The organism is Paraburkholderia sp. FW306-2-2C-D06C (assembly GCF_058781505.1).
On sequence record NZ_JBYSWU010000005.1, the window covers coordinates 155,030 to 166,996 of the forward strand.

An 11,967-nucleotide genomic window follows, 5' to 3' on the forward strand; every position below is an offset into this window, starting at 1 on the left:
TCAGGCGCGCTTGAAAACCAGCGTGCCGTTCGTGCCGCCGAACCCGAACGAGTTCTTCAGCGCGACGTCGATCTTCATCTCCCGCGCAATGTTCGCGCAGTAATCGAGATCGCAGTCCGGATCTTGATTGAAGATGTTGATCGTCGGCGGCGACACCTGATGATGCAAGGCCAGCACGGTGAACACGGACTCCAGACCGCCGGCGCCGCCCAGCAGGTGGCCTGTCATCGACTTGGTCGAATTCACGACCATGTCGTTGGCGTGGTCGCCGAAAGCGCGCTTGATGCCGGTGGTTTCGGCCAGGTCGCCGAGCGGCGTGGACGTGCCGTGCGCATTCAGGTAAGTCACCTGATCCGAGTTGACACCCGCGTTCTTCATGGCGGCCAGCATGCAGCGGCGTGCGCCGTCGCCGTCTTCCAGCGGCGCGGTCATGTGATAGGCGTCGCCGCTCATCCCATAGCCGCCGACTTCGGCGTAAATCTTCGCGCCGCGCGCCTTCGCGTGTTCGTACTCTTCGAGCACCATCACCCCGGCGCCCTCGCCCAGCACGAAACCGTCGCGATCCTTGTCCCACGGACGGCTCGCCGTTGCCGGATCGTCGTTGCGTTGCGACAGCGCACGCGCCGCCGCAAAGCCGCCGATACCGAGCGGCGACACTGTCGATTCCGCGCCGCCGGCGATCATCACGTCGGCGTCGCCGTATTCGATCAGGCGCGAAGCCTCGCCAATACAGTGCAGCCCCGTGGTACACGCGGTGACGATCGCGAGATTCGGGCCCTTGATGCCGAACTTGATCGACAGATGGCCGGAGATCATGTTGATGATCGAAGCCGGCACGAAGAACGGCGAAATGCGGCGCGGACCGCGATTCAGCAACTCGGTTTGCGTCACTTCGATCATCGGCAAGCCGCCGATGCCCGAACCGACCACCACGCCGATGCGCTCCGAATTCTCATCGGTGACTTCGAGGCCGCTGTCCTGCATCGCCTGGATGCCTGCAGCCACGCCGTAATGGATGAACGTATCCATGTGGCGCGCTTCCTTACTGGGGATGTAGTCCTCGATATTGAAGCCCTTCACCTCGCCGGCGAAACGAGTCGAAAAGTTCGACGCATCGAACTTCGTAATATTGGCAATACCCGACTTGCCGGCGACCAGATTGGCCCAGCCGTCGGCAACATTATTGCCAACAGGCGAAATCAGCCCCAGGCCTGTAACAACAACACGACGGCGGCTCACGGTAACCCCTTTTTCATAGATGACAAAAGCAAAAGCCACAGCGGCCACAGGAACCTGCCCTGTATGCCCTGTGGCTGTTAAGTCGGCAATCGCGCGGAAAATTGCGCTGTCAACATCGCTGGCTCCTGCACGGCAAAAAACGCCAGCCCCGCTGGCGTCGGCAACCGACACGGCAGGGCGTCATACGCCGCCAACGCAGAAACGCAGGCGCGAATGACTTTAGGCCTTGACGTTCGCGCGAGCGTAATCGATCGCTTGCTGAACGGTCGTGATCTTCTCGGCTTCTTCATCCGGAATTTCCATACCGAATTCGTCTTCGAGGGCCATCACGAGTTCGACGGTGTCGAGCGAGTCAGCGCCGAGGTCGTTCACGAACGAAGCTTCGTTCTTGATTTCAGCTTCTGCAACGCCCAGTTGTTCTGCGACGATCTTCTTGACGCGCTGTTCGATATTGTCCATTACCCCTCCAAGGGAAAAGAAGTTCAAAAATACAGGTGCGCGCATTTTATCAGGTTTGACCCGGCAAAAAAGCGGCGCATCCGGTTGCTGTCAAGGCATGCGCCTTACGCTTTTGCAAACGCATCAAGGCGCGGATAGTAACCGAAATTGGTTACGACATGTACATTCCGCCGTTCACATGCAGCGTCGTGCCGGTGATATAACCCGCTTGCGGCGACGCGAGAAACGCGACGGCGTGCGCAATATCTTCCGGGCTGCCGAGGCGGCCAAGCGGAATCTGCGTCTTCAGCGCGGTTTGCTGCTCTTCCGGCAGGGTCCTGGTCATGTCGGTATCGATAAAGCCCGGCGCGACGCAATTCACGGTGATGCCGCGGCTGCCGATCTCACGTGCGAGCGCCCGCGTCATACCCGCCACGCCCGCTTTCGCGGCGGCGTAGTTGACCTGCCCCGGGTTGCCGGCCGAGCCGACCACCGACGTGATATTGATGATGCGGCCGCCACGCGCCTTCATCATCGGGCGCAGCACCGCGCGCGACAGACGGAACACCGACTTGAGATTGGTATCGATCACCGCGTCCCAGTCTTCGTCCTTCATGCGCATGGCCAGCTGGTCTTGCGTGATGCCGGCGTTGTTCACGAGTACGTGCAGCGCGCCGAATTCCTTCACCGTGCCGTCGATCAGCGCTTCTGCCGCGGTTGCGTCGTTGACGTTGAGCACCGCGCCGCGGCCGTTCACGCCTGCCGCGCTAAACGCTTCAGTGATTGCGGTTGCGCCGCTTTCGCTGGTCGCCGTGCCGATTACCGTCGCGCCCTGGCGCGCCAGTTCCAGCGCGATCGCACGGCCGATGCCGCGCGAAGCGCCCGTCACGATTGCGATCTGCTTGTCGAGAGTCTTTTCCATCTGTCAGTCCGGATGCCCTTCGGAGGGCTGATTGATTCCTGATGCCGATTTTTGCTGCCGATTCCCGGCGCTTACACGGGGGAGTTCAGCCTGCGGTAACAAGCTTGAGCGTTTCTTCGAGCGAAGCCGGATCGAACACCGAGGCGCCGACCAGGTTGCCGTCGATACGCTTGGTCAAACCCGCAAGGACCTTGCCCGGCCCGCATTCGATCACGTGCGTGACGCCTTGCCCAGCCATCGCCTGCACGCTTTCGACCCAGCGCACCGCGCCGGCCGCCTGGCGCACCAGCGCGTCCTTGATCTTTGCCGGCTCGTTGACGACCGCGACGTCGACATTGTTGATCACCGGAATGGAAGGCACCCGCACGTCGACGCTCGCCAGGTATTCGCGCAGCTGATCCGATGCCGGCTTGAGCAGCGACGAGTGGAACGGCGCCGAGACCGGCAGCGGCAACGCGCGCTTCGCGCCCTTCGCCTTCGCGACTTCGCAGGCCTTTTCGACCGCGGCCTTGTGGCCGGCAATCACGACTTGCGCAGGCGCATTGAAATTCACCGCTTCGACGACACCTGCAACCGACGCTTCCGCACACACCGCGCGCACAGTCTCGTCGTCGAGGCCGAGAATCGCGGCCATGCCGCCTTCACCGACTGGCACCGCCGTTTGCATTGCCTGCGCGCGAAAACGTACGAGCGGCACAGCATCGCGGAATGCGATTGCGCCCGCCGCGACCAGCGCGGTGTATTCACCGAGGCTGTGGCCGGCGACAACGACCGGCTTCGGGCCGCCGGCCTGCTGCCACGCGCGATAGATCGCGTAGGCTGCCGTCAGCATGACTGGCTGGGTGTTGGCGGTGAGGTTCAGATCTTCGGCGGGGCCTTCGGCGATCAGCTTGCCGAGGTCCTGATTGAGCGCGTCGGATGCTTCCTGAACCGTCTCACGCACGACCGCATGATCGGCGAATGCGTTGAGCATGCCGACCGACTGCGAGCCTTGCCCAGGAAAAACGAACGCAAATTTCATATCGTCCCCAAAATCGATTTAGTCAGATGTGGGTGGCGCGCGCTGTCCATGTGACTTCGGCGCGCACGAGGGCGCCGCAAACAGCGCCCGCCGGCTCGTCACCGCGATCAGTAGCGGATAACCGATGCACCCCACGTGAAGCCGCCGCCGACGCCTTCGATCAGCACGTTCTGGCCGCGCTGGATGCGGCCGTCGCGCACCGCGACGTCGAATGCGAGCGGAATGGACGCAGCCGACGTATTGCCGTGCTCGCCCACTGTGACGACCATGCGTTCCTGCGGCAAGCCGAGCTTGCGGCAGGTGCTCTGCATGATGCGGATATTGGCCTGGTGCGGAATCAGCCAGTCGATCTGCCCGGCCGCCAGATCGGCCTTTGCGAGTGCTTCGACCGCGACCTTTTCGAGCACGTTGACAGCAAGCTTGAACACGGCCTGCCCATCCATATGCAGGAAGGCGCTGCCGGCGACCACGCCGCCATTCACATTGCCCGGCGTGCAGAGGATGTTCGAATAGCTGCCGTCGGCATGCAACGCGCTAGCGAGCACGCCCGGCTCCTCGGACGCCGACAGGATCACCGCGCCCGCGCCGTCGCCGAACAGCACGCAAGTGGTGCGGTCGTTGAAATCGAGAATACGCGAGAAGGTTTCCGCGCCGATCACGAGCGCCGTGCGATGCTGGCCGCTGCGAATGAAGCTGTCCGCCGTCGCCACCGCGTAAGCAAAGCCGGAACAGACGGCCTGCACGTCGAACGCCGCGCCGTTGTTCCTGATGCCGAGCCTGTTCTGCAACAGGCACGCCGTGCTCGGAAACACGAAGTCCGGCGTGGAGGTTGCAACGATGATCAGATCGATGGATTGCGGATCGATATTGGCCGCTTCGATCGCGCGCTGCGACGCGATCAGCGCCAGATCGCTGGTGGTGACATCGGGTTCAGCGAAGTGGCGCGCATGGATCCCTGTGCGGGCGACGATCCATTCGTCGCTCGTCTCGATGCCCTGCTTCGCGAGACGCTCAGCCAGATCCTGATTGGTGACGCGCGCGGGCGGCAGGTAGCTGCCGGTGCCCAGCACGCGGGAATAAATTGTCGATTGAGCCATTATGCCTTCGAGGATTGCGCAGCGTAGGGCTCGGCCGGCTGGCCTGCGAGCGGGCTTGCGTGACCCGCACCGCTTGCGTCGCGCGCCGCCTGCTCGAGAGAACCCGCGTTCTCTTCCATCGCTCGCGCAAGCCGCTCCAGCACGCCGTTTTTGACGGCATCATACCCGCGTTTGATAGCCCACTCAAACCCGTAGGCATCCGCCGAACCGTGGCTTTTGATCACCAGTCCGCGCAGGCCGAGCAATGCGGCGCCGTTATATTGCCGATGGTCGACGCGTTTCTTGAAGCGCATCAATACCGGCAAGGCGAGCACCGCCATCACCTTGGTCAGCCACGAACGGCCGAACTCTTCCTTGATGATGTTGGAGAGCATCTGCGCGAGGCCTTCCGACGTCTTCAGCGCGACATTGCCGACAAAACCGTCGCAGACGATCACGTCGACCGTGCCCTTGAAAATGTCGTTGCCTTCAACGTTGCCGTGAAAGTTAAGTGTACTCGCGCGCAGCAGTTCGCCGGCACGTTTGATGGTGTCGTTACCCTTGATGACTTCTTCGCCGATGTTGAGCAGGCCGATGGTGGGCCGGTCGCGGCCTTCGAGCGCGGACACGAGCGCATGCCCCATCTCGGCGAACTGCAGCAGATGCTGCGGCTCGCAATCGACGTTGGCGCCCAGGTCGAGCATCATCGTGTAGCCATTGGGGTTGGGCAGAGCGGACGCGATGGCCGGGCGTTCGATGCCCGACAGCGTTTTCAGCACATACCGCGAGACCGCCATCAGCGCGCCGGTGTTGCCGGCGGAAATGCAGGCTTGCGCCTCGCCTTCCTTGACGCGGTTCAGCGCCACGCGCATGGATGAATCTTTTTTCTTGCGCAGCGCCACCTCGACCGGATCGTCCATGGCGACGATCTCCGTCGCAGGTACGACGGTCAGCGCCTGCAGGTCCTGAGCCTTCAACTTCTTCAACTGCGCACGAATCGCACTTTCAATGCCGACGAGCAGCAACTGCGCGTCAGGATGCGAACGAACGAAGTTGACGGCCGCGGGAACGGTCACGGACGGGCCGTGGTCGCCTCCCATGCAATCTATCGTGAGCTTTACTGTCATGGAGTGCGACGAATTTCAGGCACCCTGCATGGGACCGCAGTAAGCGCTAAAGCGCCAACTGCGATCGACACAAAAAAGCGGCAGTTGAATGCCGCCTTTTTGCCGAGCCGGGAAAATGTCAAGCGAGCCGATCGCCACGCGAAACGCCAAGGGGCGCAACGCAGTGAAACGATTAGTCGTTCTTCGTCTTGACGACTTTCTTGCCGCGATAGTAGCCGTTCGGGCTAACGTGGTGACGCAGATGCACTTCGCCCGTGCTCGGTTCCACCGCCAGCGGCGCTGCCGTCAGGAAATCGTGCGAACGGTGCATGCCGCGCTTCGACGGCGACTTCTTGTTTTGTTGAACTGCCATGACTAACTCCTAAAAATTTTCCGAATTCTAACACAGCCCGATCCGGTCTCCGCCACTGGCCGAATGGCCAATGCGCCCGCATCGCGCTCCCATGCAACTGTTCAGCGCTTCTTGTCGCCCGGCTCACCGCGCTTGAGACTTTCGAGCGCCGCGAACGGATTGGGCCGTTCGGGCTCGCCGCCCTCATCAGCCTCATCAGCCTCATCAGCCTCATCCGGCGCAGCCTCGTCGCCTTCGCCTTCCGTACCGGCCACACCAGAGACGAGGCTCTCGTGCACTTCGGGACAGACCTCGTGCCTGGGCACGAGCGGCAAGGAAAGCAGCAACTCTTCTTCGATCAAGTCGATGAGATCGAACTGGCGCGAGCCCACGATCACTTCGACTTCATCCTCGTCGAGCGGAAACTCTTCGGCTTCCGCCTCAGTGTTGACGATCCGGTAAGTTGCATCGACGTTGAACGCCTGCGAATACGGCGCCATGCAGCGCTGACATTCGAGCCATGCGGCGCCGTGAATCGCCATCCTCAAATAAGGCTGCGGACCCTCGGTGCCGTCGTCCTGCAATTCCGGCTGCGTCGCCCCTTCGGCTTGCCAGGTGAACGCGGTATCGCGGTCTGGCGCTTCTGCCGGGACTTCGTTTAACATGCGCGGCAGTTGCGAGACGCGCACGACACCCGCGGCCTGACGCCCACTCCGCGCAAATTCGAACAGATCGAGCTCATGCGGGTCGGTAAGACCAGCAGGGTTGCCAGGATGTTGAGTCATGTGCGCTCCTGCGTCGGCAAGGATTTCGCCGGGGGTAAACCGGTTTGCAAAGTAGCCCGCGACCCGTATGGATATCCGCATGGATGTCCATATGAAGGCCCGCTTGCGCAATAGCATACCGATGAAAAGCCCAAAATCATATCCGTTTTGTCTTTTCGAGTCAAACACTTAAGCCCGTACACGTGCAAGCTCCGCACAACCCTGTACGCCCCGCCTCTCTAGCCGTTGGTTGACCATGCCAGATTCCCCCAATCGCCCGCCACGCCTGATCCTGGCGTCGAGTTCGCCGTATCGTCGCGAATTACTCGAGCGCCTGCGCGTTCCATTCGAGGTTGTCGTACCGGCCATCGACGAAACCCCGCTCGCGGGCGAAACGCCGGAAGTAACCGCGCTGCGGCTCGCGGAAGCGAAAGCCCGCGCAGCGGCCGCCAGCCTCGGCGTCGACGAAGCCATGCTCGTGATCGGTTCCGATCAGGTCGCCACCTACGACGGCCTGCAAATCGGCAAGCCCGGCACGCATGGCAAGGCGCTCGCCCAGTTGCAGGCGATGCGCGGTCGCGAAGTGCTGTTTCATAGTGCACTGTGCCTGTTCGACAGCCGCTCGGGCACGGCGCAATCGGCCGACATCATCACGCGCGTGCTGTTCCGCAATCTGCCGGACGCCGCGCTGGAAGCCTATCTGCACGCCGAAACGCCGTACGACGTCGCCGGCAGCGCCAAATCCGAAGGCCTCGGCATCGCGCTGCTCGACGCCATCCACTCGGACGATCCGACCGCGCTGGTCGGGCTGCCGCTGATCGCCCTGTCGCGCATGTTGCTCGCAGCCGGCTATCCACTCCTGGGGGCGCAATGAGCGGCACGCTATATCTGATCCCGAACACGCTAGGCGAAGGCGACGCCGACGCGCTCGACGCCGTCCTGCCCGCGCCAGTGCGCGCCCGCGCGGCGTCGCTGCACTATTACATCGGCGAAAACGCGAAGACCACGCGTGCGTTCCTGAAGAAAGTCGGCACCGAACGGCCGATCCAGGAAATCGAGATTCGCGAACTGAACGTCAACACGCCGGCCGGCGAGATCGACAAACTGCTCGCCCCCTTGCTGGCCGGCACGGATGCCGGCCTGGTATCCGAAGCCGGTTGCCCGGCGGTCGCGGATCCGGGCGCCCTGCTGGTGCGCCGCGCGCATGAGCGCGGCGTCAAGGTCGTGCCGTTTGTCGGGCCGAGTTCGATTTTGCTGGCCTTGATGGCTTCGGGCCTGAATGGCCAGAGCTTTGCCTTTCACGGCTATTTGCCGGTAGACGCCACCGAACGGGCCAAGCGTCTGCGCGATCTGGAACAACAATCGCGCAAGGCCAGGCAAACGCAGATTTTCATCGAGACGCCTTATCGGAATCGCGCGCTGCTCGACACGTTGCTGGCGACCTGCGCACCGTCGACGCTGGTGTGTGTCGCGGTGGATCTGACGCTGGAAACGGAAACCATCGCGAGCCGCACGGTGGCCGACTGGAAGAAGAAACCGGCCATCGATCTGCACAAGCGGCCGGCGATTTTCCTGATACTCGCCGTCTGATCCTGCGCCGCAGAACGAAAAAAACCCCGTGCGGTCGTTGCTCGACCGCACGGGGCTTCTTTGCCAGCGATCAACGCAAATTGAACTTCCCGCCGAGCGCCATCGCATGCACGGCGCCGCTACCGACCGCCGCGCCGAACTTGCGAGCAACACGGTCCGTAATGCTCTCCTTCACCGTGTAATCGACGATGTCCGGCGCCTTGATGATGTCGCGCGCGACGTAATTCGCATCGCCGAAACCGTCGGCCAGACCCAGCTCGACGCTCTTCTGGCCCGTCCAGAACAGGCCGGAGAACATATCCGGCGTTTCGTGCAGCCGTTTGCCACGGCCTTGACGAACCGCGTCGATAAACTGCGCGTGAATCTGGTCGAGCATGTCTTGCGCATGTTCATCCATCTTCGGCGTTTCCGGCGAGAACGGATCGAAAAAGCCCTTGTTCTCACCCGATGTGCGCAAACGGCGCTGAACCCCCAGCTTGTCCATCAGGCCGGTAAAGCCAAAGCTGTCCATCAGCACGCCAATCGAACCGACGATGCTCGCCTTGTCCACGTAAATCTTGTCTGCGGCCGCGGCTGCGTAATAACCACCCGACGCGCACATATCGCCGACCACGACGTACAGCGGGATCGACGGATATTTGGCCCGCAAACGGTGAATCTCGCGATAGATGATGTCCGCCTGAACCGGGCTGCCGCCCGGGCTATTGCAACGTAGGATCACGCCGGCGGTGCCGGAGTCGTCGAACGCGCTTCGCAGCGCCGTGTTGATATCTTCCGCGTTCGCGTTCGTATCGGCGGAGATTTCGCCGTCAAGCGCGATCATCGCCGTATGCCGGCCGGTGGCCGCGACCTTGTCGCCGGAAAACCCGATTGCGATCCAAACCGCCAGCAGCAATACGATCAGGAACACAAAGCGGAAGAAGATTTTCCACCGCCGCGCCGCGCGCTGTTCGTTGATGGCCGCGAGGGCGATGCGTTCGAGCGCGGCGCGCTCCCAGCCTGGCTCGTCGGCAGGCGTGCGGGAGCGGCCTGTCAGGGACGGTTCTTTCGGTTCGGGAGTCAAATTGTCGGGCATGCGTTGCAGTGGAAAGGTCGAAGAGAAAAGTCAGGCACTGGCCGGGCACAGTTCGCCGTCGGGCAGCCAGAATACGGCACGGCCTTCGGGCGTATCCCGCTCGTCCACCTGAACGGGGCGCAGCCTGCTGCCGCGGCACGGACCGCCGACACATTTGCCTGTATCCGGCGCGTAAATCGCGCCGTGCGTGGCGCACATCAAGTATAAACCGGAGGACTCGAAGAACTGCCCTTCGGCCCAGTCCAACTCCATCGGCACGTGGGCACAGCGGTTCAGATAGCCATACGCGCGGCCATCATAACGAACGAAAAACACCACGACCTCCGAGCCGCCCAGCGTCGCCGCGCGCCGCACGCCGACGCCGCCGTCGACCAGATCCCCGGCCGCGCAAACCCGCACCGGCTCCACTGCCGCCCCGCCGGGGTGGCCAGTCACGTGCTCATTCATATGCTGCGCGCTCATGCGTTCTCGCGCAGCCAGCCGGACAGCGCACCAACGCTCGAGGCGACGAATTTCGGCGACAGCGCGGTCAACGAACCGGCTGGGTGGGCGCCATACGTCACGCCGATGCCCGCGACACCTGCATTGATCGCCATCTGCAGATCATGCGTCGTATCGCCGACCATCACGGTGCGCGCGGGATCCTGCCCCAGTTCGCGCGTCAATTCGTGCAGCATGGCCGGATGGGGTTTCGAGAACGTCTCGTCCGCGCAGCGGGTGCCGTCGAACAGGCTCGTCAGGCGCGACTGGTCGAGCGCGCGGTTCAGGCCGACGCGGCTCTTGCCCGTCGCCACCGCCAGCAGATAACCCAGATCGCGCAATTCCTGCAGCATCTCGCGCACGCCAGCGAACAGCTCGGTGGTCTGATCCTTGACTAGATAGTGGAAGCGGTAGCGCTCGGCGAGCCGCGGATAGTCGGCCGGATCGAGCGTGGGCGCGGCGATTTGCAGCGCATCGCGCAGGCCGAGGCCGATCACGTAACTGGCAGCCTCGTCGGCGGGCACCGGCAGGCCGAGATCGCGGCACGCCGCCTGGATGCTGCGCGTGATGTGCGCAGTCGAATCCATCAGCGTTCCGTCCCAATCGAAGACGATCAGATCAAATTGCTCTCTAGCCATGCGGTGTCGTCTCCGGGTGTGCCCCATTTCGTAATTCGTTGAGCTGCGCGATGAAACTGCGGCATTCGTCCGGCAACGGCGCCTCGACCTGCAGCGGCGCGCCGGTTGCCGGGTGCGTCAGCTTGAGCCGGTACGCATGCAGGAACATACGCTTCAGGCCCGGCTTCGCGTTGGCGCGCGCCAAAGCTTTATTCAGCGCGAAGTCGCCATATTTGGCGTCGCCGACGATCGGCAGTTCCAGATGCTGCAAATGGACGCGAATCTGATGCGTGCGGCCGGTCTTCAGTTCCGCCTCGAGCAGCGCGTACTCCGGCCAGCAGTCGATCAGGTTGAATACCGTATGCGACGCGAGGCCATCCGGCTGTACGCGCACGCGCCGTTCGCCGTCTGCGGTCAGATACTTGTGCAGCGGTTCCTTGACCGCGCGGCGGCGGCCCCAGTCACTGGCCCATTCGCCGTGGACGCACGCATAGTAGCGCTTATCCATCTTGTTCTCGCGAATCTGCTCGTGCAGATTGACCAGCGCGGCGCGCTTCTTGGCGAGCATCAGGATGCCGGAGGTCTCGCGGTCGAGCCGATGCACCAATTCGAGGAATTTCGCCTGCGGCCGCGCTTCACGCATCTGCTCGATGACGCCGAACGCGACGCCGCTGCCGCCGTGGACCGCCACGCCGGCCGGTTTGTCGATGACGAGCAGGTGCTCGTCTTCAAAAATGATCTTGAAATGGGCGGTCGGCACCGGCGCCCGGGCGATCGCCTCGTTCGGTTGAGCGACGCGGATTGGCGGCACGCGCACCAGATCGCCGAGCTCGAGACGATGCTGCGCATCGACCCGGCCCTTATTTACGCGTACTTCCCCGCTGCGCAGGATGCGGTAAATATGGCTTTTCGGTACGCCCTTACAGACGCGCAACAGGAAGTTATCAATGCGCTGTCCGGCCGCACTGTCATCGATCTCGATGATCGAGACCTGGTCACTTGCGACCGATTTCTGGGATATTTTGCCTAACTCTTTCATTCTGAATATAATTTGCCCAGCAGTCTGCGGCGGCCGGCGCAGTGTCCGGAATTCAGGCGGACTGCGCAGGTGCAAGCGATAAACCGTTATTTTACTTGCGCCGGGGTCTGGTTGCTCACCCTGAAAATGAGATGCAACAAGTTGCACGCACGAAGTCAGTGCCCGGCAGGGACGGCGCCCACAGGCGCGTTCGGTCAAGGTCGGCTTCGACGGTAACGGAATTTTGGTAAAAAAGAATTTAACTTTCA

At 62.5% G+C, this 11,967-nt stretch carries 14 protein-coding genes; 2 read left to right on the top strand and 12 right to left on the bottom strand.

Annotated features, from left to right (window positions below; genetic code table 11):
- The 8 genes from fabF to AC3WLT_RS05845 form a co-directional block, all read right to left on the bottom strand.
- On the bottom strand, positions 1 to 1,239 hold the full coding sequence (gene fabF, locus AC3WLT_RS05810; RefSeq protein ID WP_492590954.1) for a beta-ketoacyl-ACP synthase II: 1,239 nt from the start codon (positions 1,237 to 1,239) through the stop codon (positions 1 to 3).
- 219 nt (positions 1,240 to 1,458) lie between these two features.
- The gene (gene acpP / locus AC3WLT_RS05815) at positions 1,459 to 1,698 is read right to left on the bottom strand and encodes an acyl carrier protein (RefSeq protein WP_004197638.1); all 240 of its coding nucleotides are present in this window, start codon (positions 1,696 to 1,698) and stop codon (positions 1,459 to 1,461) included.
- A 151-nt stretch (positions 1,699 to 1,849) separates the two neighbouring features.
- Positions 1,850 to 2,599 (bottom strand): 3-oxoacyl-ACP reductase FabG, encoded by a 750-nt coding sequence (gene fabG, locus AC3WLT_RS05820; protein WP_492590955.1) that lies wholly within the window; start codon positions 2,597 to 2,599, stop codon positions 1,850 to 1,852.
- Between the two features lie 85 nt (positions 2,600 to 2,684).
- Positions 2,685 to 3,620: an ACP S-malonyltransferase gene (gene fabD / locus AC3WLT_RS05825; protein ID WP_492590956.1), complete on the bottom strand. Its 936-nt coding sequence runs from the start codon at positions 3,618 to 3,620 to the stop codon at positions 2,685 to 2,687.
- 107 nt (positions 3,621 to 3,727) lie between these two features.
- Positions 3,728 to 4,717 (bottom strand): beta-ketoacyl-ACP synthase III, encoded by a 990-nt coding sequence (locus AC3WLT_RS05830; protein WP_492590957.1) that lies wholly within the window; start codon positions 4,715 to 4,717, stop codon positions 3,728 to 3,730.
- Complete coding sequence (gene plsX, locus AC3WLT_RS05835; protein WP_492590958.1) at positions 4,717 to 5,823, bottom strand: phosphate acyltransferase PlsX; 1,107 nt, start codon at positions 5,821 to 5,823, stop codon at positions 4,717 to 4,719. Before plsX ends, AC3WLT_RS05830 begins: the two co-directional genes overlap by 1 nt.
- Before the next feature lie 172 nt (positions 5,824 to 5,995).
- Positions 5,996 to 6,175, bottom strand: coding sequence for a 50S ribosomal protein L32 (gene rpmF / locus AC3WLT_RS05840; protein ID WP_006051932.1), 180 nt, complete (start codon positions 6,173 to 6,175; stop codon positions 5,996 to 5,998).
- Between the two features lie 101 nt (positions 6,176 to 6,276).
- A complete protein-coding gene (locus tag AC3WLT_RS05845; RefSeq protein ID WP_492590959.1) occupies positions 6,277 to 6,939 on the bottom strand; it encodes a DUF177 domain-containing protein in 663 nt (220 codons plus the stop codon).
- 235 nt (positions 6,940 to 7,174) lie between these two features.
- On the opposite strand from AC3WLT_RS05845, the gene AC3WLT_RS05850 reads away from it, so the two are divergent.
- Positions 7,175 to 7,792, top strand: coding sequence for a Maf-like protein (locus AC3WLT_RS05850; RefSeq protein WP_492590960.1), 618 nt, complete (start codon positions 7,175 to 7,177; stop codon positions 7,790 to 7,792).
- Entirely contained in the window at positions 7,789 to 8,508 is a 720-nt protein-coding gene (locus AC3WLT_RS05855; protein ID WP_341314722.1) for an SAM-dependent methyltransferase, read from the top strand. The genes AC3WLT_RS05850 and AC3WLT_RS05855 overlap by 4 nt, the downstream gene beginning before the upstream one ends.
- Before the next feature lie 70 nt (positions 8,509 to 8,578).
- On the opposite strand, the gene AC3WLT_RS05860 is transcribed toward AC3WLT_RS05855, so the two are convergent.
- The 4 genes from AC3WLT_RS05860 to AC3WLT_RS05875 are packed head-to-tail and all read right to left on the bottom strand — an operon-like array spanning position 8,579 to position 11,719.
- Positions 8,579 to 9,583: a S49 family peptidase gene (locus AC3WLT_RS05860; protein WP_492590961.1), complete on the bottom strand. Its 1,005-nt coding sequence runs from the start codon at positions 9,581 to 9,583 to the stop codon at positions 8,579 to 8,581.
- Positions 9,584 to 9,613: 30 nt separating this feature from the next.
- On the bottom strand, positions 9,614 to 10,045 hold the full coding sequence (locus tag AC3WLT_RS05865; RefSeq protein ID WP_492590962.1) for a Rieske (2Fe-2S) protein: 432 nt from the start codon (positions 10,043 to 10,045) through the stop codon (positions 9,614 to 9,616).
- A complete protein-coding gene (locus tag AC3WLT_RS05870) occupies positions 10,042 to 10,701 on the bottom strand; it encodes an HAD-IA family hydrolase (protein WP_492590963.1) in 660 nt (219 codons plus the stop codon). Before AC3WLT_RS05870 ends, AC3WLT_RS05865 begins: the two co-directional genes overlap by 4 nt.
- Complete coding sequence (locus AC3WLT_RS05875) at positions 10,694 to 11,719, bottom strand: RluA family pseudouridine synthase (protein ID WP_492590964.1); 1,026 nt, start codon at positions 11,717 to 11,719, stop codon at positions 10,694 to 10,696. Before AC3WLT_RS05875 ends, AC3WLT_RS05870 begins: the two co-directional genes overlap by 8 nt.
- Between the last annotated feature and the right edge of the window lie 248 nt (positions 11,720 to 11,967).

What these genes read in the sequence shown, in the direction of transcription:
- AC3WLT_RS05860 (WP_492590961.1), bottom strand. Translation starts at nt 9,583, where the DNA reads ATGCCCGACAATTTGACTCCCGAACCGAAAGAACCGTCCCTGACAGGC.
- AC3WLT_RS05870 (WP_492590963.1), bottom strand. Translation starts at nt 10,701, where the DNA reads ATGGCTAGAGAGCAATTTGATCTGATCGTCTTCGATTGGGACGGAACG.
- rpmF (WP_006051932.1), bottom strand. Translation starts at nt 6,175, where the DNA reads ATGGCAGTTCAACAAAACAAGAAGTCGCCGTCGAAGCGCGGCATGCAC.
- AC3WLT_RS05855 (WP_341314722.1), top strand. Translation starts at nt 7,789, where the DNA reads ATGAGCGGCACGCTATATCTGATCCCGAACACGCTAGGCGAAGGCGAC.
- fabG (WP_492590955.1), bottom strand. Translation starts at nt 2,599, where the DNA reads ATGGAAAAGACTCTCGACAAGCAGATCGCAATCGTGACGGGCGCTTCG.
- AC3WLT_RS05830 (WP_492590957.1), bottom strand. Translation starts at nt 4,717, where the DNA reads ATGGCTCAATCGACAATTTATTCCCGCGTGCTGGGCACCGGCAGCTAC.
- AC3WLT_RS05865 (WP_492590962.1), bottom strand. Translation starts at nt 10,045, where the DNA reads ATGAGCGCGCAGCATATGAATGAGCACGTGACTGGCCACCCCGGCGGG.
- plsX (WP_492590958.1), bottom strand. Translation starts at nt 5,823, where the DNA reads ATGACAGTAAAGCTCACGATAGATTGCATGGGAGGCGACCACGGCCCG.
- acpP (WP_004197638.1), bottom strand. Translation starts at nt 1,698, where the DNA reads ATGGACAATATCGAACAGCGCGTCAAGAAGATCGTCGCAGAACAACTG.
- AC3WLT_RS05845 (WP_492590959.1), bottom strand. Translation starts at nt 6,939, where the DNA reads ATGACTCAACATCCTGGCAACCCTGCTGGTCTTACCGACCCGCATGAG.
- AC3WLT_RS05850 (WP_492590960.1), top strand. Translation starts at nt 7,175, where the DNA reads ATGCCAGATTCCCCCAATCGCCCGCCACGCCTGATCCTGGCGTCGAGT.
- AC3WLT_RS05875 (WP_492590964.1), bottom strand. Translation starts at nt 11,719, where the DNA reads ATGAAAGAGTTAGGCAAAATATCCCAGAAATCGGTCGCAAGTGACCAG.
- fabD (WP_492590956.1), bottom strand. Translation starts at nt 3,620, where the DNA reads ATGAAATTTGCGTTCGTTTTTCCTGGGCAAGGCTCGCAGTCGGTCGGC.